17 protein-coding genes, 1 tRNA gene, 1 other RNA gene and 1 riboswitch are annotated in these 18155 nt (G+C 64.0%); of the genes, 10 read left to right on the forward strand and 9 right to left on the reverse strand.

Annotation, left to right across the window (positions count from 1 at the left end):
• The first annotated feature begins 95 nt into the window (after positions 1 to 95).
• From E7813_RS12775 to E7813_RS12785, 3 genes are read left to right on the forward strand one after another with little or no spacing between them, the layout of a single operon-like run.
• The gene (locus E7813_RS12775; RefSeq protein ID WP_291574388.1) at positions 96 to 1361 is read left to right on the forward strand and encodes an OpgC domain-containing protein; all 1266 of its coding nucleotides are present in this window, start codon (positions 96 to 98) and stop codon (positions 1359 to 1361) included.
• Positions 1358 to 2116, forward strand: coding sequence for an SGNH/GDSL hydrolase family protein (locus E7813_RS12780; RefSeq protein WP_291574390.1), 759 nt, complete (start codon positions 1358 to 1360; stop codon positions 2114 to 2116). Before E7813_RS12775 ends, E7813_RS12780 begins: the two co-directional genes overlap by 4 nt.
• A 14-nt stretch (positions 2117 to 2130) precedes the next feature.
• Complete coding sequence (locus E7813_RS12785) at positions 2131 to 3147, forward strand: GDSL-type esterase/lipase family protein (RefSeq protein WP_291574392.1); 1017 nt, start codon at positions 2131 to 2133, stop codon at positions 3145 to 3147.
• 55 nt (positions 3148 to 3202) lie between these two features.
• Here the strand turns inward: E7813_RS12785 and E7813_RS12790 are convergent, their stop codons facing one another.
• Positions 3203 to 4408 (reverse strand): O-succinylhomoserine sulfhydrylase, encoded by a 1206-nt coding sequence (locus tag E7813_RS12790; protein WP_291574395.1) that lies wholly within the window; start codon positions 4406 to 4408, stop codon positions 3203 to 3205.
• Between the two features lie 70 nt (positions 4409 to 4478).
• Positions 4479 to 4558: riboswitch (SAM riboswitch) on the reverse strand.
• Positions 4559 to 4665: 107 nt separating this feature from the next.
• On the opposite strand from E7813_RS12790, the gene E7813_RS12795 reads away from it, so the two are divergent.
• The 3 genes from E7813_RS12795 to E7813_RS12805 all read left to right on the forward strand — a co-directional run bounded on the left by E7813_RS12795 (position 4666) and on the right by E7813_RS12805 (position 8427).
• Entirely contained in the window at positions 4666 to 5772 is a 1107-nt protein-coding gene (locus tag E7813_RS12795; protein WP_291574399.1) for a 2'-deoxycytidine 5'-triphosphate deaminase, read from the forward strand.
• Positions 5773 to 5804: 32 nt separating this feature from the next.
• Positions 5805 to 6854 carry a hypothetical protein gene (locus E7813_RS12800; RefSeq protein WP_291574402.1) on the forward strand — a complete coding sequence of 350 codons (1050 nt, stop codon included), beginning with the start codon at positions 5805 to 5807 and terminating at the stop codon, positions 6852 to 6854.
• Positions 6855 to 6984: 130 nt separating this feature from the next.
• Positions 6985 to 8427 (forward strand): MATE family efflux transporter, encoded by a 1443-nt coding sequence (locus E7813_RS12805; protein ID WP_291574404.1) that lies wholly within the window; start codon positions 6985 to 6987, stop codon positions 8425 to 8427.
• A 7-nt stretch (positions 8428 to 8434) separates the two neighbouring features.
• On the opposite strand, the gene E7813_RS12810 is transcribed toward E7813_RS12805, so the two are convergent.
• The 6 genes from E7813_RS12810 to E7813_RS12835 all read right to left on the reverse strand — a co-directional run bounded on the left by E7813_RS12810 (position 8435) and on the right by E7813_RS12835 (position 13476).
• The gene (locus E7813_RS12810) at positions 8435 to 8893 is read right to left on the reverse strand and encodes a hypothetical protein (protein ID WP_291574406.1); all 459 of its coding nucleotides are present in this window, start codon (positions 8891 to 8893) and stop codon (positions 8435 to 8437) included.
• 97 nt (positions 8894 to 8990) lie between these two features.
• Positions 8991 to 9401: an SRPBCC family protein gene (locus tag E7813_RS12815; protein WP_291574408.1), complete on the reverse strand. Its 411-nt coding sequence runs from the start codon at positions 9399 to 9401 to the stop codon at positions 8991 to 8993.
• Between the two features lie 161 nt (positions 9402 to 9562).
• Complete coding sequence (locus E7813_RS12820) at positions 9563 to 9922, reverse strand: VOC family protein (protein WP_291574410.1); 360 nt, start codon at positions 9920 to 9922, stop codon at positions 9563 to 9565.
• Between the two features lie 56 nt (positions 9923 to 9978).
• Complete coding sequence (locus tag E7813_RS12825; protein ID WP_291574411.1) at positions 9979 to 10818, reverse strand: AraC family transcriptional regulator; 840 nt, start codon at positions 10816 to 10818, stop codon at positions 9979 to 9981.
• A gap of 9 nt (positions 10819 to 10827) precedes the next feature.
• Complete coding sequence (locus tag E7813_RS12830; RefSeq protein ID WP_291574413.1) at positions 10828 to 11403, reverse strand: methylated-DNA--[protein]-cysteine S-methyltransferase; 576 nt, start codon at positions 11401 to 11403, stop codon at positions 10828 to 10830.
• Between the two features lie 132 nt (positions 11404 to 11535).
• Positions 11536 to 13476, reverse strand: coding sequence for a pyrroloquinoline quinone-dependent dehydrogenase (locus tag E7813_RS12835; RefSeq protein WP_291574416.1), 1941 nt, complete (start codon positions 13474 to 13476; stop codon positions 11536 to 11538).
• A gap of 159 nt (positions 13477 to 13635) precedes the next feature.
• On the opposite strand from E7813_RS12835, the gene E7813_RS12840 reads away from it, so the two are divergent.
• From E7813_RS12840 to E7813_RS12850, 3 genes are all read left to right on the forward strand, one after another.
• Positions 13636 to 13709, forward strand: a tRNA-Gly gene (locus tag E7813_RS12840).
• Between the two features lie 40 nt (positions 13710 to 13749).
• Positions 13750 to 14107, forward strand: a transfer-messenger RNA (tmRNA) gene (gene ssrA / locus E7813_RS12845).
• Between the two features lie 118 nt (positions 14108 to 14225).
• Entirely contained in the window at positions 14226 to 14786 is a 561-nt protein-coding gene (locus E7813_RS12850; RefSeq protein ID WP_291574419.1) for a hypothetical protein, read from the forward strand.
• 4 nt (positions 14787 to 14790) lie between these two features.
• On the opposite strand, the gene E7813_RS12855 is transcribed toward E7813_RS12850, so the two are convergent.
• Together E7813_RS12855 and E7813_RS12860 are read right to left on the reverse strand one after the other, a co-directional pair.
• Positions 14791 to 15717 (reverse strand): PHB depolymerase family esterase, encoded by a 927-nt coding sequence (locus tag E7813_RS12855; protein ID WP_291574420.1) that lies wholly within the window; start codon positions 15715 to 15717, stop codon positions 14791 to 14793.
• 11 nt (positions 15718 to 15728) lie between these two features.
• Positions 15729 to 17387 carry an FAD-binding dehydrogenase gene (locus tag E7813_RS12860; RefSeq protein WP_291574423.1) on the reverse strand — a complete coding sequence of 553 codons (1659 nt, stop codon included), beginning with the start codon at positions 17385 to 17387 and terminating at the stop codon, positions 15729 to 15731.
• A gap of 290 nt (positions 17388 to 17677) precedes the next feature.
• On the opposite strand from E7813_RS12860, the gene E7813_RS12865 reads away from it, so the two are divergent.
• The gene (locus E7813_RS12865; RefSeq protein WP_291574425.1) at positions 17678 to 18151 is read left to right on the forward strand and encodes a hypothetical protein; all 474 of its coding nucleotides are present in this window, start codon (positions 17678 to 17680) and stop codon (positions 18149 to 18151) included.
• The last annotated feature ends 4 nt before the right edge of the window (positions 18152 to 18155 follow it).

Here is an 18155-nt window from a genome sequence, read left to right on the forward strand (position 1 = left end):
CCTAACCCCTCGTGACTTGCTTGCAATTTTCGAGACGATACACTCTCTCGAAGCAAACAGGCGCGTCAATCGACCTGTTCCAGACCGGTGCCCATATGACCTCCATTGCCGATCGAATTGCCGCGCCGCCGCTGGCGGGTACAGCGAACGACGCCGCGCAGGACGCCGCACCGGCGCCGGCTTCCCTGGTGCAGGTGATGTCGTTGCAACTGGGAAACGAGCGCGAATTGCGGCTCGATCTGTTTCGCGGCCTCGCGCTGTGGCTGATCTACATCGATCATCTGCCGTCCAATCTTTTTACCTGGCTCACCATCCGCAATTACGGGTTCAGCGACGCCACCGAGATTTTCATCTTCATCTCGGGCTATACCGCGGCGTTCGTTTACGGCCGCGCGATGCTGGAGTCCGGTTTCGTGGTGGCGACCGCGCGCATCATGCGGCGGGTCTGGCAGATTTATGTCGCGCACGTGTTCCTGTTCACGATCTTCCTGGCGGAGATTTCCTACGTCGCCACCAGTTTCGAGAATCCGCTGTATACGGAAGAAATGGGGATCATGGATTTTCTCAAGCAGCCGGACGTCACCATCGTCCAGGCGCTGCTGCTGAGATTCCGCCCCGTCAACATGGACGTGCTGCCGCTCTATATCGTGCTGATGTTCTTTCTGCCCGCGATCCTGTGGCTGATGAAATGGCGGGCCGACGTCACGCTGGCGCTGTCGGTCCTGCTCTATGCCCTGACCTGGCACTATGACCTGTATCTGTCGGCCTATCCGAACGGCTACTGGGCCTTCAACCCGTTTGCCTGGCAATTGTTGTTCGTGTTCGGGGCATGGTGCGCGCTCGGCGGCGCCCGGCGGATGTCGCGGGTTCTCGCTTCGCCGGTCACGCTGTGGATTTCGATCGCGTATTTGTTCGCGGCGTTCTGCGTCACCATGACCTGGTATCTGCCGCAGCTGAGCCCCCTGATGCCGCGCTGGCTCGAGCAGTGGATGTACCCGATCGACAAGACCGATCTCGACGTGCTCCGGTTCGCGCACTTCCTGGCGCTGGCGGCCATCACCGTCCGGTTCCTGCCGAGGGACTGGTCCGGATTGAAGTCGCCCTGGCTGCGGCCGCTGATCCTGTGCGGGCAGCATTCGCTCGAGATCTTCTGCCTCGGCGTGTTCCTGGCGTTTGCGGGGCATTTCATCCTGGCCGAGGTAAACGGCGGCGCGATGCTGCATGGCATCATCAGTATTTCCGGAATTCTGATCATGTCTGCCGCAGCGTGGCTGTTTTCGTGGTATAAATCCAATGCCGATAAGAATGCCTCGCGAAAGGGCACCAGCGGCAACGCTGATATGGCGGGAGGCGGGGCATGAAGTTCAACGCGGGGGCCATCCTGGGCCTGATGGTGTTGGCCGGTTGTCTGACCGCGGCTTCGGTGCGCGCCGAGGATGCCGTGCAGAGCTGCGAAGTTCCGGACTACCTGCTTTCAACCGAGAGCGCGCTCCCCAAGGTCATGGACGCCGTAAAAGGCGGCCATCCGCTGGATATTCTGGTGATCGGCAGCCGTTCCTCGACCATCCCTTCCGCGGAAGCGAGCGCCTATCCGGGCCGGTTGCAGGCCATGCTGAAGGAGAAGCTGCCGGCGGTCGCCGTCAACGTTTCGGTGGAATTGCAAACCAAGAAAACCGCCGAGGAAGTCGCCGCCGGTATGGTTAAGCTGATGGAGGGCAAAAAACCTACTTTGGTTATCTGGCAGACCGGCACGGTTGATGCTATGCGATCTGCCGATCCCGATGATTTTCGCGGCGCGGTCGATGAAGGCGTTGCTGCGCTGCAAACTGCGGGAGCCGATGTGATTTTGATGAATCTGCAATACAGCCCGCGAACGGAAACGATGATTTCGGCACCGCCCTATTTGGACAATATGCGCGTGGTGGCGCAGCAGCACGATGTCCCGCTGTTCGACCGGTTTGCCATCATGCGCCAATGGAACGACTCCGGCGATTTCGACCTGTTCACCGCCACGCATGGGATCGAACTCGCCAAGCGAGTCCATGATTGCCTCGGCCGCGCGCTGTCGAAATTCGTGATCGACGCGGCGCATGTCGGTCCGGTCCAGCAGAACTAGGGATTTCGCGTTAAATGAGTTTTGTCAGCCCTTTTTGCCGAACGACATCGTTGGCCGCCATTTCCATCGCCGCCCTTGTGCTGCTGATGCCGGCATCGACGGCGCCGGCGCGCGCGCAAGACGCCCGGATTACACAAGCGAACGCTGACAGTCCCAAACCCGACAGCGCTGGTCCGCCGGCGATGCAGGCCGCGGGCGCACCAACTACCGGCAACGTGGGTGCCGCCGACCAGCCCGACCCGTCGCAGCAGAAGACTCTCGCCAGCAGGGCGATCGAAAAGGTGAAGCAGGTCGCGAAATCGGCCGGCGACATTTTCAGCCGCGTTCCCTGCCTGCCGCCGAAGGGCGGCGTCAGGCCGCTGGGATCGCTGCCGCACGTGGCCGGCAAGCTCGCCGCCGGCGAGCCGGTGGTGATCGTCGCATTCGGCTCGTCCTCGACCACGGGCTGGGGCACGACGTCGCCCGAATTCAACTATCCCAACCGGCTGGCGAAGCAGTTGCAACGGCAGTATCCGACGGCCAACATCACCATGCTCAATCGCGGCGTCGGCGGCGAAGATGCGCCCGAAATGATGAAACGGCTGCAGACGGCGGTGCTCGACATGAAGCCGGATCTGGTGATCTGGCAGGTCGGCACCAACGCCGTGCTGCGCGACCTCGATCCTGCCGAGACTGCCAGGCTGGTCGAGGAAGGCATTGCGCGGATTCAGGCGGCGAACTCCGATATCGTGCTGATCGACCCGCAGTATTCTCCGAGGGTTTATGAACACGGCGAAAGCGCCAGCCGGATGGTGAAGGTGCTCGACAGGGTCGCCGAGATCCGCAATGTCGGATTTTTTCCGCGCTTCGAGGTGATGCGCCAATGGCACGAGCAGCAGGCGCTCCCGATCGATACCTTCGTGATCGCCGACGGCCTGCACATGAACGACTGGGGTTACGCCTGCTTTGCGCAACTGCTCGGTGACGACATCATCCGGTCGGTCGGCCAGCTCAAGCTCGGCGTCAACGTGCAGACCTATCGGCCGATGTGAAGTCGCCGTTGTCCCTGCGAACGCCGGGGGACGACGATGGTGTTCTTGGTTGACCTCACGCCTTCTCCAGCGCGGATTGCAAATCCTCGATCAGGTCGTCGCGATGCTCGAGGCCGGCCGAGAATCGGATGAAACCTTCGCTGATGCCAAGCTCGGCGCGGGCTTCCGGCGTCAGCCGCTGATGCGTCGTGGTGGCGGGATGGGTGACGAGGCTCTTGGCATCCCCGAGATTGTTGGAAATCCGCGAAAGCTTCAGCGCGTTGAGGCAACGGAAGGCCGTCGCCTTGCCGCCCTTGACCTCGAAGCCGATCAGGGTCGATCCGGCGCGCATCTGTTTCTTGACCAAGGCGGCCTGCGGATGATCGGCGCGGCCGGGATAGATCAGCCGCGAGATTTTCGGATGCGGCGCCAGAGCATCGGCGACGGCGGCGGCGGTTTCGGTCTGCGCGCGAACGCGGACCGCCAGCGTCTCCAGTCCCTTGAGCAGGATCCAGGCGTTGAACGGCGACATCGACGGCCCGGTCTGGCGCATGAAATTGTGGATGTGTTCGGCGATGAACGCTTCCGACGACAGGATGATGCCGCCGAGGCAGCGGCCCTGGCCGTCGATATGCTTGGTGGCGGAATACACCACGACATCGGCGCCGAGCGTCAGCGGGCTTTGCCAGAGCGGCGTCGCGAACACGTTGTCGACGATCAGCCGCGCGCCGCCCTGGTGCGCGATCCCGGCGATGGCGCCGATGTCGAGCACGTCGAGCGTCGGGTTGGTCGGGCTCTCCAGAAAGCAGCTCCTGGTGTTCGGCCGCATCGCTTTCTTCCACTGATCGAGATCGAGGCCGTCGACCAGGGTGGAGGCGATGCCGTAGCGCGGCAGCAGGTCTTCCACCACGTAACGGCAGGAGCCGAACATCTGCTTCGACGCTACCACGTGATCGCCGGCCTTCAGCGGCGCGAGAATGGCCGTGGTCACCGCGGCCATGCCGGTGGCGGTGGCGCGCGCGGCCTCAGCGCCTTCGAGCTCGATCATGCGGCGCTCGAACATCGAAATGTTGGGATTGGAAAAGCGCGAATAGAGAAAGCCAGGCTCCTCACCCTTGAACCGCGCCTCGCATTGTTCGGCGGTGTCGTAGACAAAACCCTGGGTCAGGAACAGCGCCTCGGATGTTTCGCCGAATTGCGAGCGCAGGTTTCCGGAATGGACCAGCCGGGTTTCGGGGCGGTATCGGGCGGTGGGCGATGTGGCGGCGTTAGTCTCAGTCATGTGACCTCCATCGTGACCACCCAGAAAATGGTCACAAAAAACCGGCCTGGAAAAATTCCACAGGCCGGGATCACACGTGTCCCCGGCCTGTTTAGCGATTTCTTTAACGTGGCTGCAAGCCGGCCGGCTCAAATCACCACGGGATAAGTCATGCTCATATTCCGTCGCGCCCTTTCCGTCAAGGCAACCATCGGATAACCGGTAAAAGTCCACATTTTCAGCGTCTGGATGGCGGAAGTCATCCCGGGGACCACCCAGTGTCGTTCACGCTTCAACCCGACGCCAACGGCATCCTGCCCGACCGCATGATCGCGGCGATGGCCGATGCCGGCCTGATCCTGCCGGCCTATCCCTTTGTCGAGAGCCAGATCCAGCCGGCGAGCCTCGATCTGCGTCTCGCCGACGTCGCCTACCGGGTGCGCGCCAGCTTTTTGCCGGGGCCGGGGGCCACGGTTGCGGAACGCATCGACGAGTTGAAGCTGCACGAGATCGACCTTGCCGACGGCGCGGTGCTGGAAACCAATTGCGTCTACATCGTGCCGCTGCTGGAGAGCCTGGCGCTGCCGCCGCAAATCGTCGCCGCCGCCAATCCAAAGAGTTCGACCGGGCGGCTCGACGTGTTCACCCGCGTGATCGCGGACGGCACCAGGCGCTTCGACATGATCGGCGCCGGCTATCACGGCCCGCTCTATGCGGAGATCAGTCCCAAGACCTTTCCGGTGCTGCTGCGCGAGGGATCGCGGCTTTCTCAGGTCCGCTTCCGCACCGGCGACGCCATCCTCAGCGCCGACGAACTCGAAGCGCTGCACGTGCTGGAGCGGCTGGTCGATTGCGACGATGCCGATCTGGTCAACGGCGTGGCGCTGAGCGTCGACCTTTCCGGCGAAAGCGCCGGCGGATTCGTCGGCTACCGCGCCAAGCGCCACACCGGCGTGGTCGATATCGATCGCCGCGGCGGCTATGCGGCTGGTGAATTCTGGGAACCGATCCCGGCGCGGCCCGACGGCAGCCTCATTCTCGACCCCGGCGAGTTCTACATCCTGGCGTCGAAGGAAGCGGTCCAGGTGCCGCCGGATTATGCCGCAGAGATGGTGCCGTTCGATCCGCTGGTCGGCGAGTTCCGGGTGCATTATGCCGGCTTCTTCGATCCCGGCTTCGGCTATGCCGGCGCCGGCGGGCAGGGCTCGCGCGCGGTGCTCGAGGTGCGCTCGCGCGAAGTGCCGTTCATTCTCGAGCACGGCCAGATCGTCGGCCGGCTGGTGTATGAAAGAATGCTGGCGCGGCCGGACGCTCTATACGGGCAGCGCATCGGCTCGAACTATCAGGCGCAGGGCCTGAAGCTGAGCAAGCATTTTCGGGCGTGACGCAGCCGATCACAGCCGGCCCGGGAGCGACAATGACGGCAGGGCAAGATAGCGCGCAAGCGGCGCAGTGGCAGAGATGGCGCAGCCTCGCCGAGCTTTATCACGCCTGCTTCACCGGCCTCATTCTCACGGTGGTGACGCGGCGCGGCACGGCCGAAGCCGCCGAATTCGTGTTCCGGGTCTTTCGCCGCCAGCAGCAGGAGCGTTTCCTGCCCGGGCTGGAGAAACTGGGCTTGAGCAAGCTGCCGCCGGCGGTGGCGGCGGCACAGTATCACTATCTCTCCAACTGGATCGGCGGCGTTTGCGTCGAATACATGTACGAGACCGACCGCAAGGCCTGGATCCGCTATCCGCCGCCGCGCTGGATCTGGAAAGGCACCGCGATCTGCGGCATCCCCGGCGAAGTATCGCGCGCGATGCTGCGGGGATGGCACGCCAACAACGGCGTCGCGCTGGGCAACCCAAAACTCGGCTTTGCCTGCACCAAGCAGAGCGTCGACGGACAGGATGGCCTGGAAGGCTATTACTGCGAATACGACTACGCGCTGGAGGTCGACCAGCGCCTGGTGTTCGCGCGCCATCTCGAAGCGCCGTTGTTCGATCCCGCGACCGCGCCGGCTTTGCCGGTCGAAAGCTGGCCCAGGCCACGGCTGGAAAAAGCCTACCGGAATTACGCGATGGAATATGTGCGGACCGCCGCACCGGTGATGGTGCAACTATTCGGTCCCGAAGACGCCGGCTATCTCTTGCATCTGACCGGGAAACTGATCGGTATGCAGTATTTCGATGAAGTCGCGCGCGGCTTCGGCATGGCTCGCGGGACGGCAAAAGATTTTGCCGTGTTCCTGCGCGCGTTGTTCGGCGCGCAGGACGATGTCGCCGATGCTAGCGAGTCCGGAGTTTGCGAAATCCGGCAACAGACCTGGAAGCTGATGGCCGATGTCGGCGATTATCACCCCGCTTGCGCCAAAGTTCTTGAAGGATTGTTCGAGGGCCTCGCGGCCGGCTGCGGCCGCCACATCGCCGTCGACATGAAACCGGCCGCCGGCGGTGCCCCGCCGTTTGTGTGGTCGATCGAATAGACCCGGCTCCTTGATCTGCGCACCCGCAATCCGGCAGACCGCCATTGCGCCCGATGCACATGGCATCGGGCAGAATCCGGTGCTAGGAAGCGCCCGGCACGGCAGCTAGATCGGGCCCAAGGGAGAAGAAATGTCCGATCTCGGCGTTGCCGACATTCCCGTAGCCGATGGCAACGAGCCGTCGCTTGCTCCGATCGCTTCACCGGCGCGGAATTTGCTGACCGACGGTCCGATTCTGCACACCTTGCTCTGGCTTGCCTGGCCGAACGTCGTCGCGCTCAGCGCTGGCACCTGCGTGGTGATCGCCGAGACGTCCTATATCGGCAGGCTCGGCGTGGAGTCGCTGGCGGCGATGGCGCTGGTGTTTCCGTTCGTGATCCTGTCGATGACGATGTCGGGCGGCGCCATGGGCGGCGGCGTCTCGTCGGCGATCGCACGCGCGCTTGGCGCCGGCGACAGGGAGCGCGCCTCGGCGCTGGCGGTGCATGCGCTGATGATCGGCGCCTGTTTCGGGCTCGGCTTCACGCTGATCATGCTGATCTTCGGGCCGGCGCTATTGGAAATGCTCGGTGGCCGCGGCGACGTGCTCGCGCGCGCCATCGGCTATATCCAGATTTTCTTCGGTGGCGGCGTGATTCCGTGGCTGATGAATACGCTGGCCGCGATCCTGCGCGGCACCGGCAACATGAAGCTGCCTTCGCTGATCGTTCTTAACTCCGCAGTCTGCCAGATCATTCTTGGCGGCATCCTCGGCCTCGGGCTCGGGCCGGTGCCGCAATTCGGCATGCCCGGTGTGGCCGCGGGCTCGCTGACCGCCTACTCGATCAACGGCGCCATCATGGCGTGGTATATTTTTTCCGGCCGGGCGCGCGTCAAGCCGAAACTCGCGGGATTCCGGATCCAGCGCGCCATGTTCTTCGATATTCTCAAGGTCGGCGCCGTCGCGTGTTTCTCGCCGCTGCAGGGGGTGCTGACGATCACCATCTTCACCCACATGCTGGCGCAGTTCGGAACCGAAATCCTGGCCGGATACGGCATCGGCGCCCGGCTGGAATTCATGCTGACCTCGATCGCATTCGCGGTCGGCATTGCGTCGGTGCCGATGGTCGGAATGGCGATCGGCGCGGGCCGGATCGCGCGGGCGCGACGGATTGCGTTGATTTCGGGCTCGGTCGCATTCATCTCGGTCGGCGGATTGGGAACCCTGGTCGCGATCTTTCCCGATCTCTGGGTCAATATCTTCACCCACAATCCCGGCGTGCGCGACGCGAGCCAGCAATACCTGTCGACGGCAGCGCCTTGTTATGCGTTCATCGGACTAGCGACCGCGATGTATTTCTCCTCGCAAGGCGCGGCAAAGGTCCTGGGACCGGTGCTGGCGCAAACCGCGCGGCTGTTGTTTGTCGCCGGCGGCGGCTGGTGGCTGTCGTTGCACGGTGCGACCGCCGCAAACTTCTTTACGCTGGCTGCAGCGTCGATGGTGGTGCTCGGCGTGCTGTCCTCGACGAGCGTGATGCTGACACGCTGGCGACCGCAGGGCGTCCTTTCAGGAGTTCGCCCCGCGCTGTCTTGATTGGATGTTAACGCCGATGACGCCGACGGCCGCCGCCGAAATTGGCCATCCGCATCAACTGCGGGATCATGCTCATCATCTCGCCGCCGCCAGCGCCGCCCATCATGCTCGTGATGTCTCCGCCGCCCATGCCCATCCCGTAGCTTTGCGGGGCAAAGCCGCCGCCGCCCGTCATGCCGCCAAGGTTGCCAAGGCCGCCGCCACCCATCATGCCGCCAAGGCCGCCACCGCCGCCTTCCATCATCTGGCCCATCATCGGGCCCATGGTCTGCATCATCATGCCGAAACGGCGCTTGCCCATCTTGGCCTTCATCATTTCGAGCATCGGCGCCATCTGGGTCATCATGTCACCGCCGCCGCCTCCGCCGCCCAAGCCGGCGAATTGGGCCTTCGCCGGTGCTGAGGTCAGGGTAAACAGCAGCAGCAGCGTGGCCGCCTGGCACACCACCTTGTCAGCTCCAGTCATGGTTCTGCTCCTTGCGTGCGCAGCGCCGCGAAAGCGATGCTAACCGGACGCACCGTGCGAAGCTAGAACAGGCTGGGCGCGGCTTCTGTGAGAAAAGTCACACTGGCGGGGCGGCATGCCGCCCCAGGGTCTTCTGCATCGCCAGCACCCCCAGATCCATCTGGCTATCGATATAGGGCGCGATGTCATTCGGCAGCACGTCGACGATCCAGACCAGCCGGCTGGCTTTGTCGCCGTCGGCAAACACCTGCGCCGACGCGTTGTAGTGCTTCACCCGTTCGCCAATGATGGCGTAGGCCAGCCGTTGCCGTGCGTCGTCGTAGTCGACCAATAGCTCGCGCGCCACCATGCCGTTGGCGAAGGTGACGATCCGCGCATCGCCCTCCAGCCGCGCGTCGATCACGAATCCCGGCACCAGCCGTTTATGCAGGGCGCCGAAATCGCGAAGCGCGTCCCAGACATCGTCGGGGTCGGCGTCGATCGGGATGTCTTTGCAAATGGAAGCCATGGTTGTGGGTCTCTCGGGCGGGGTGAAGTGGACCGTCATCCTGAGGTGCGAGCTCTTGCGAGCCTCGAAGGATGCGGCGGAGTGCTTGCGGCCGATCCTTCGAGACGCGCGCCAAGGGCGCGCTCCTCAGGATGACGGCTGTCTGTGCGGAACGATTTGAGCTAGCTACAGACAGCCTCGACATTGTTGCCGTCGGGATCGATCAGGAAAGCGGCGAAATAGCTCGGGCTGTAGTCCGCGCGCGGGCCCGCGCCACCATTGTCGCGGCCTCCCGCCTTCATCCCCTCGGCGTGAAATTTCCCGATCGCGGCGTGGTCGGGCGCCCGGAAGGCGACATGGGCGCCTGCGCCGGACAGGCCCTTGTGCAGATAGAGCCACAGCGCCGGCTCGCCCCTGGGCCCGAAGCCTGCGCCGGTCTCGTCGCGCGAACACAGGGCATATCCAAGCGGCGCCAGGGCGGCCGTGTAGAAGCGCACGCTGGCGTCGAGATTGCCGACTTTCAGTCCGATATGGTCGTACATGATGATCTCCAAAAAGTGCGCGCCTTGAGGAGGCGCGGTTTCGGAAATCACCCTAGTCAGTGCAGGGCGATGCGATCTTGGAAAATCTTGCGCATCCCGCGCGAGGCTTCGCGGAACCTGCGCGGCGAAACCCCGGCGGCGCGATGGAAGGTGCGCACGAAGTTGGAGAGGTCGCCGAAGCCGACATCGTAGGCGATTGCGGTGATCGCGCGGCTATCGCCGGTCAGCAGTCGCGCCGCGTGGCGCAGCCGGGAGCGCACCAGGTACTGGTGCGGGGTGACGCCGAGGACGCTGGAGAACAGCCGCAAAAAGTGGAACGGGCTGATGTTGGCCTCCGCGGCGGCGTCCTCCAGATCGATGGCCCGGTGCGAATGCGCGTCGATCCACAGCGCCGTTTCCACCGCGCGGCGGCGATCCCGGGCGCTGGCCGGAGCCGGCTTCTGCTGCTGCCCGGAGACCACGTTGACAAAACGGCTGGCGAAGGCGTGCCCGACCTCGTCGAGGCCGACGTCGCTGCGGCCGTCGGCTGCCGCTTGGGCCAATTCGCCCAGCACCATCAATTCCGGCAGCGGCGGCGCGCAGCCGATCCGCCAGACGTCCTTTCGGCCGCCGATCGTTTCCACCAGTTCCGGATCTAGGAAAAACGACAGGCATTCGTCGCCGCAGACGTGGTCGTGGGTGCAGACATATTCGTCGCCGGGATGGCCGACCAGAACCGATCCCGCCACCAGTTCGTGCGACTTGCCCTGGGCGCGACAGCCGAAACTGCCCTTGCGTACAAAGGAGATCGAGTGGCAGCGATGCCGCTCCACGAACGGCGCATCGCCGGGCGCGGCGCTGCAGCGGAAGTCGGATACGGTGATGGAGGGGCGCTGAAGCAGGGTCGTTGCGGTCATCCCGCGCTTTTAACCCTGCGGGCGTGGCGGGGCAACCGGGAGCAGCACGTCGAACAGGGTCTTGCTGACGGTGTTGCGGCCCTCGATCGACAGCAGCCGGCGCTTGGAGATGCTGCCGCCATTGGGAGAAATCTTGTCGGCATAGTTGCCGGCCTCGAGCACGCGATGGCATGGCACGATGATCATGAAGGGGTTGTGCGAAATCGCCTGCGCGACCGAGTGCGCGGCGCCCGAGGCCCGCAGGCTGGCGGCGACCTCGCCATAGGTCCGGGTTTCGCCGCGTGGAATGGTGCGCGTGAACTCGTAGACGCGGCGATTGAACGGCAGCACGCCGTCCATGTCGATCGCTACATCGGAGAGATCGCAAGGCTGGCCGCGCAGCAGCGCCGTAATACCGTCGATCGCGATCTCGACATTGAGCGGCGGACGCAGTTCGCGGGCGTCGGGATGCTGGCGCAGCATCCGGCCACGGGTTTCGATCTCGCGCGCCTCCGGAAGCTGCACGCCGACAACGCCATTATCGCCCCATGCGATGCCGCATCGGCCGATCATCGTGTCGAAAATGGTGTACGCACGCCCCGCCATTGCCGTCCCCGGAACGGATCATAGCATTGTCATAAACGGCTGCACCTGGAAAATGCGGAGTGGGTTAAGATCGGCGGGCGGCCCACCGGTACAGGGATTTTGCAACCCAACGGCTGTCTGTTGCCGCGTCGGTTACGGCAACGCAAACGCGACCAGCGAATCCCCGAGCCGGGTGCCGAGCTTGCCGTGACCGCCGGCGGCGATCACCACGAACTGCTTGCCGTCGCGGCCGGCCCGATAGGTCATCGGCATCGCCTGTCCGCCGGCCGGCAGACGTCCCTTCCAGAGCTCCGCGCCGGTCTCGGTATCGAAAGCGCGCAGATAGTTGTCCATCGCCGAAGCGACAAAGGTAAGCCCCGCGGCGGTCATGATCGGACCGCCGAGGTTAGGCGTCCCCTGAACGATCGCCGCGGCATTGGCGGTCATGTCGGCTGTGGTGCCCAGCGGCACTTTCCATGCGATCGATCCCGTCGACAGATTGACCGCGACCAACTCGCCCCAAGGCGGCGGGTTGCAGGGCAGCCCGAGCGGCGAATGAAGCACCTGACGGCTCATGCCGTAGGGCGTTCCGTGCTGAGGCGAAACCTCGGCGCGCAAGGCGCCTTGCTGAGCGGCTTTTTCGACCGGCTGATACTGATTGCGGGGAATCAAGTGCACTTCCATCGGAAGATTGTTGACGTTGGTCACGAAGATCTGGCGGCCGGAATCGAACGCGCCGCTGCTCCAGTTCATGCCGCCGACATTGCCGGGAAAGGCGATAATGCCCTGCACGCTGGGCGGCGTGAAAATCCCCTCCGATCTCAGTTTCTCCATCTGGTTGCGGCAGGCATCGCGCTCCTCGGGCGTGATGCCCCAGGCGTCGGCTGCGGAAAGATGCTGCGACACCAGCGGCGGAGGGGCCAGCGGGAACGGTTGCGTCGGCGACGCGGTTTCGCCGTCCGCGTCGCTGGTGGGAACCGGGCGTTCCTCCACCCCGAACACCGGCTTGCCGGTCTCGCGATCGAGCACGAACAGATTGCCGGTCTTGTTGCCCTGAATGACCACGGGCGTCTCGCCGCCGTCGCGGCGCAAGGTGCCGAGCACCGGCTGCGCCGCGGTATCGTAATCCCACAGATCGTGATGAACGAGCTGAAAGCCCCAGACCAGTTCGCCGGTGCCGGCCGACAGCGCTACGACGGAATTCGCCCATTTGTTGTCGCCCGGCCGCTTGAAGCCGTGATAGTCGGGGCTGGCGCTGCCGGTCGGCAGGAACACCAGCTTGCGCCTGGTATCGACGGAAATCGTCGACCAGACATTGCCGGCCCCTGTCGGGGCTGTCGGGGCAAGGTCGCCCTGGAGCGGATTCCAGCTCCAGCGCAGTGCGCCGGTTCGCGCATCGAACGCCCGCACCCGGCCATCCGGAATAGCGACGCGATCGTTGTCGGCAATCGAGGAGCCGACGATCACGAGATCGTCGATCACCGCGGGCGCGGAAGTCTCTTCATATTCGCCGGGGCGGGTGATGTTGGCGACGCCTTGCTTGAGGTCGATCTCTCCCCCGCTGCCGAAATCGCCGCAGGGATTGCCGGTCGCGGCGTCGAGCGCAAACAGCCGGGCATCGATCGTGGCGAGGAAAATCCGCTGATGGCATGTTCCGGTTTGAACATCGCCGGGGGCGGACCAAAAAGTCACGCCGCGGTTCACCAGGCCCTCGGAATAACGCACATGCAGATCGATCCTCGGATCGAAGCGCCATTTTTCCTTGCCGGTTTCGGGATCGAGCGCGAGCACGCGATTGAACGGGGTGGTCACGAACATCGTTCCACCGGCCACGATCGGGGTTGCCTCGAATTCGCTTTTGGGGCGGCCGTCGCTGCCGTCGGAAACGTCGCCGGTGTGAAGCTCCCAGGCGACTTTCAATTGGGCGACGTTGCCCTTGTTGATCTCGGTGAGCGGCGAATAGCGGCTGCCGCCGGCATCGCCGCCATAAACCGGCCACTCAACGGGGGAGTTGTCCGCAGTCTGTGCGCTCGCAAACGAGCTTCCCGCAACGGACGCGATCAGGACGATGCCGGCGACAGCAATATGGCGCATGAGGGTCGATCCCATCGGCTTCGGGCGGTCCGGATAATCTATCAGTCATCCGCATCGCGCGGCCGGAAAATCAACCCCGGCGCATGATTGTCTGATCGGAATGAACCCGATATGAATTGCATCGGTCAAGGTTCTCCGCTTTATTAAGCACTTGATTTCGCGGGCGTAGTTCAATGGTAGAACGGCAGCTTCCCAAGCTGCATACGAGGGTTCGATTCCCTTCGCCCGCTCCAGAATTTGCTTTGGCCTAATCGCTCGCCTGCGACAACCAGCAGCCTATCTTTCGCCATCGATCGCGCGTACGGTCTTTGCGTCGCAAGACGATGGCGCTGAAACTTAGAGCGGACTGCGGGCAGACCCGGGGGCAGTACCCGGCGCCTCCACCCTAGCAGCTTGAGCTTAAAGGTCTCATTTCGGTGAGATCGATTTTGCCGGAAGGCCGAATCCCTCGGCTGCTATGGCGGGGGCGAACTAGGATCGATGGTCGCGAAGAAGCTCTGAATTGTTCCCGGCATGATACCGCCGTTATCGGGTCAAAAACCTAAATGCAAACGATAACGTTGCATTGAACGAAGTGCGCCTCGCGGCGTAACCGTTCGGGGTCGGTCCACCTAGCACCAGAACGGCCATTGCCGCGTCAGCCTTCGGGTTGGCGCGGCTTTTATTTGTGGCCGGTCCGGCGATTGCGCGCTGACTTCAATTTCGATCTTCAGCATGCTATCAGCGAGCGCAAATAAAAGGAGTGGGCGTTGACCGCTTCCAATGACACGTCGCGCAGGCGCTTGCTCAAAGTCGCGGCCGGCGGCGTGCTGACCGGCATCCTCACTCCTTTGCTGCCGCCGTTGATCGACATGATCAACGGCTCGCCCGGCGATTTCCGGCTGGCGCTGGTGGCGGTGCCGTTCGCGGTCCTCGTTCTCATCCTGGTTCGGGCGAGCGCCAATCCGTGGTGGGCGGCGCTGGCGGCCGCCATCGTCACCATGATTGCTTTCGTCGTTGCGGTGAACGCTGCGATCTGGGTCGACGGTCAGGTCGGCGACGTCGGCAAGGCCGTGAGAAATATCGCAGCCGGCATTGCCGGAGGCTTTACCGGCGCGGCTGTCATGGCGCTCGGGATATGCTGGCTGCCGTCGAGCCCGCGCGACGTCGCGGCATGGTTGCCGATGGTCGCGATCGGCACCGTTGCCGGGGCGCTGCTGGCGCTTGACGGCGCGTTCGAACTCGACCGGATCTCGTTCCTCTATCCGGTATGGCAGGCCGGCGTCGCGGCCGGGCTTGCGATGGCGCTGCGGCGGAACAAGTTTCCTTGAACCTTCACGGAAACCTTCGGAAAAAATCCCAGATGGTCTCGGCGCCGTCGATGTCGCGGTTTTGCGGGCCGAGAAAGGCGTTGACCAGCCGGGGAAAGCGCGCGTCGGGGAAGCTGCCGGGCATGCGGTGGCCGCCATTGTTGATGCGGTAGAGCACGACATCGCGGCCCGGCGGACAGTGCGACTCGATCCGCGTCACCGTGGTGGGGTCGTTTCGGTCGCGGTGCTCGAGATCGACGCTCGTGGCATCCTGCGCTTCGCAGCCGTTGATGCGGCGCCAGAACGCAAAGGTCTTTTCGGTCGACCAGAAACCCGGCTGCGCAAAGCGGCTGGTGCCGCGACCGCCTTGATAGGGGATCAGGGGATCGGCGGTTCCGTTGATCATCAGCATCGGAACCGGGCGCGACGGATGGATGGCATTGGCGATGTCGTCGGTGAGGTTGAAGATGACGGCGGCGGCCGCGGCGAACAGATCGGCGCGCGCGCCGATCATGGTCATGGTCATTGCTCCGCCGTTTGAGATTCCGGTGAGGTAAATCCGCTTGGAATCGGCGGTGCCGTCAGCAATGAATTTCTCGACCAGCCCGACGATGAAGCCGACATCGTCGGTGCCCTTTGGCGGCGCCCGTCCGGCGCGTGTGGTGTCCGGCCGCAGGTCGGCCCAGGCGCGATTGAGCCCATCGGGAAACACCACGCTGAAATGCTCGCGCCTGGCCACCGCCGGCCACGAGCTTCGCGCCATCATGGCGCTGCCGGTTTGGGTATTGCCATGCAGGACGATCACCAGCGGCGCCGCCCTGGCATCGGCGCGCTGAAGGATGTAGCTGCGGGCAATGCCGTTGATATCGATGGTATCGGACAACGCCGGATTTCCCCCACAGGTGACGGCCAGGACCAGAACCAAGACCAGCGCAAGTCCCGATACGCGCATCGGCGCGTCTCTCATCCGGCCGCTTTCGCCGCCGCGCGGCCGGCATTGCGCCCCGTGAACAGGCAGCCGCCGAGGAAAGTGCCCTCCAGCGACCGATAGCCGTGCATGCCGCCACCGCCGAAGCCGGCCGCTTCGCCGGCGGCGTATAGCCCCGGCATGATCCGGCCGTCGCTGCCGAACACGCGGGCGTCGAGGTCGGTCTCAAAACCGCCCAGGGTCTTGCGGGTCAGGATGTTGAGCTTGACCGCAATCAGCGGACCATGCGCGGGATCGAGAATCCGGTGCGGCCTGGCGGTGCGGATCAGGCGGTCGCCGATATAGCGGCGCGCATTGTGGATGTTCATCACCTGGGTGTCCTTGACGTAAGCGTTGGATATCTCGCGGTCGCGCGCCTCGATCTGGGATTTCAGGTGTTCGAGCTTGAGCAAATTGTCGCCGCTGAGCGCATTCATGGCGGTGACGAGATCGCTCAAGTTGTCGCGCACGATGAAATCGGCGCCATGGTTCTTGAACGCCTCGACAGGCGCCGGCGCGCCCTTGTTGGTGGCGCGTCTGGCGGTCATTAGCCAGCTCTTGCCGGTAAGGTCCGGGTTCTGCTCCGAACCCGACAGCGCGAATTCCTTCTTGATGATGCTTTGCGTCAGCACGAACCATGAATAATCGTAGCCGGTCGACATGATGTATTGCAGCTGGCCGAGCGTATCGGAGCCGGGAAACAGCGGCGAGGGCAGGCGTTTTCCCGTGGCGTCGAACCACATCGACGACGGTCCGGGCAGGATGCGGATGCCGTGGCGCGGCCAGATCGGGTTCCAGTTCCGGATGCCCTCGACATAATGCCACATCCGGTCGCGGTTGATCAGCCGCGCGCCGGCGGCTTCGGTGATGCCGATCATCCGGCCGTCGACATGTTCAGGCACGCCGGAGATCATGTGCCTTGGCGGCTCGCCAAGCCGCTTCGGCCAGTTCTGCCGGACCAGATCGTGATTGCCGCCGATGCCGCCGGAGGCGACGATCACGGCCTGCGCGCGCAGCGTGAAGTCGCCGATGATCTTCCGCGAACTGCTCTGGCCGCGCTCGATGCTGTCAGGCTCGAGGATTGCGCCGCTGACGCCATCGACGGTGCCGTTGGTGATGCTAAGTGCATCGACCCGGTGACGGAACCTGAATGTCAGCCGGCCGCTCGCCTGGGCTTCGCGCGCGCGTCGCTCGAACGGCTCGACGATGCCGGGGCCGGTGCCCCAGCTGACATGAAATCGCGGTACCGAATTGCCATGGCTCATTGCGTCATAGCCGCCGCGCTCGGCCCAGCCGACGACGGGGAAAATTCGATGGCCCATCGCCCGCAGCCATCCGCGTTTTTCGCCCGCCGCAAACGCCACATAGGCTTCGGCCCAGCGTTTCGGCCACAGATCCTCGTCGCGGTCGAAGCCTGCGGAACCCATCCAGTCCTGCAGCGCCAGGTCGTAGCTGTCCTTGATGCCGAGCCGGCGCTGTTCGGGCGAATCTACCAGGAACAATCCGCCGAACGACCAGAAAGCCTGGCCGCCGATGCTCTGCTCGCCCTCCTGGTCGACCACAATCACGCGTTTGCCGGCGTCGGCGATTTCGGTGGCGGCGACCAGCCCGGCGAGGCCCCCGCCGATCACGATTACGTCTGCGTCCGCTGCCATCGCATCGCCCCAACTCTTTGCCCCAATCTTCAGCGAGTGAAACCCGCGGCTTGAACCGGGGTCAACGGCTTTGAGCGACCTGGACGCTGCCGGAAATCGTCAAGGTGTTCCACTTTGGGACCGTTCGGCGGGGCGGGTGCAGCCCGCATGCAACACTCAATTTGAATTTGTTTTGAGCCACCTCCGGCATCTGGACAAAAACGCGATCTGGCAACACGCTGGCGGAGCGTCTTGCATCACACCGAAGACGGTCAGATTCGGGTTCGACAGGTTTGGACTGGGGCTGGGACATGCGATTTGTGACGGGATTGCTCGCGGCGGTGCTTCTGCTGGCAGGCGTGGGGGCGAGCCATGCGGTGGTTCGGATCGGCGAGGATCGCGGCGGCCGGATCGGAACTTACGTCGACAAATATCAGGGCCTGCGCAATTCCGGCGAGACGGTCATCATCGACGGCCTGTGCGCCTCGGCCTGCACCATCGTTCTGGGCGCGGTCGATCACGACAAGATCTGCGTGACGTCGCACGCCACTCTCGGGTTTCATGCCGCATGGGATTTCGGCGCCAATGGCCGCGCGGTGACCAACCCGGAAGCCACCCAGATGCTGTACTCGATGTATCCATCGCCGGTGAAGCGCTGGATCGCCCAGCGGGGCGGGTTGACGCCGCACATGATTTTCCTGCACGGCAAGCAATTGATGGGCATGTACCGCCCCTGCTATCTCGACGCCCAGGCCTCCTCGCCCAAGGTCTCGACCTCGCACTGAGGGC

This window comes from Bradyrhizobium sp., assembly GCF_004799405.1.
Lineage (GTDB): Bacteria > Pseudomonadota > Alphaproteobacteria > Rhizobiales > Xanthobacteraceae > Bradyrhizobium.

What these genes read in the sequence shown, in the direction of transcription:
- E7813_RS12775 (WP_291574388.1), top strand. Translation starts at nt 96, where the DNA reads ATGACCTCCATTGCCGATCGAATTGCCGCGCCGCCGCTGGCGGGTACA.
- E7813_RS12780 (WP_291574390.1), top strand. Translation starts at nt 1,358, where the DNA reads ATGAAGTTCAACGCGGGGGCCATCCTGGGCCTGATGGTGTTGGCCGGT.
- E7813_RS12785 (WP_291574392.1), top strand. Translation starts at nt 2,131, where the DNA reads ATGAGTTTTGTCAGCCCTTTTTGCCGAACGACATCGTTGGCCGCCATT.
- E7813_RS12790 (WP_291574395.1), bottom strand. Translation starts at nt 4,408, where the DNA reads ATGACTGAGACTAACGCCGCCACATCGCCCACCGCCCGATACCGCCCC.
- E7813_RS12800 (WP_291574402.1), top strand. Translation starts at nt 5,805, where the DNA reads ATGACGGCAGGGCAAGATAGCGCGCAAGCGGCGCAGTGGCAGAGATGG.
- E7813_RS12805 (WP_291574404.1), top strand. Translation starts at nt 6,985, where the DNA reads ATGTCCGATCTCGGCGTTGCCGACATTCCCGTAGCCGATGGCAACGAG.
- E7813_RS12810 (WP_291574406.1), bottom strand. Translation starts at nt 8,893, where the DNA reads ATGACTGGAGCTGACAAGGTGGTGTGCCAGGCGGCCACGCTGCTGCTG.
- E7813_RS12815 (WP_291574408.1), bottom strand. Translation starts at nt 9,401, where the DNA reads ATGGCTTCCATTTGCAAAGACATCCCGATCGACGCCGACCCCGACGAT.
- E7813_RS12820 (WP_291574410.1), bottom strand. Translation starts at nt 9,922, where the DNA reads ATGTACGACCATATCGGACTGAAAGTCGGCAATCTCGACGCCAGCGTG.
- E7813_RS12825 (WP_291574411.1), bottom strand. Translation starts at nt 10,818, where the DNA reads ATGACCGCAACGACCCTGCTTCAGCGCCCCTCCATCACCGTATCCGAC.
- E7813_RS12830 (WP_291574413.1), bottom strand. Translation starts at nt 11,403, where the DNA reads ATGGCGGGGCGTGCGTACACCATTTTCGACACGATGATCGGCCGATGC.
- E7813_RS12835 (WP_291574416.1), bottom strand. Translation starts at nt 13,476, where the DNA reads ATGCGCCATATTGCTGTCGCCGGCATCGTCCTGATCGCGTCCGTTGCG.
- E7813_RS12855 (WP_291574420.1), bottom strand. Translation starts at nt 15,717, where the DNA reads ATGCGCGTATCGGGACTTGCGCTGGTCTTGGTTCTGGTCCTGGCCGTC.
- E7813_RS12860 (WP_291574423.1), bottom strand. Translation starts at nt 17,387, where the DNA reads ATGGCAGCGGACGCAGACGTAATCGTGATCGGCGGGGGCCTCGCCGGG.
- E7813_RS12865 (WP_291574425.1), top strand. Translation starts at nt 17,678, where the DNA reads ATGCGATTTGTGACGGGATTGCTCGCGGCGGTGCTTCTGCTGGCAGGC.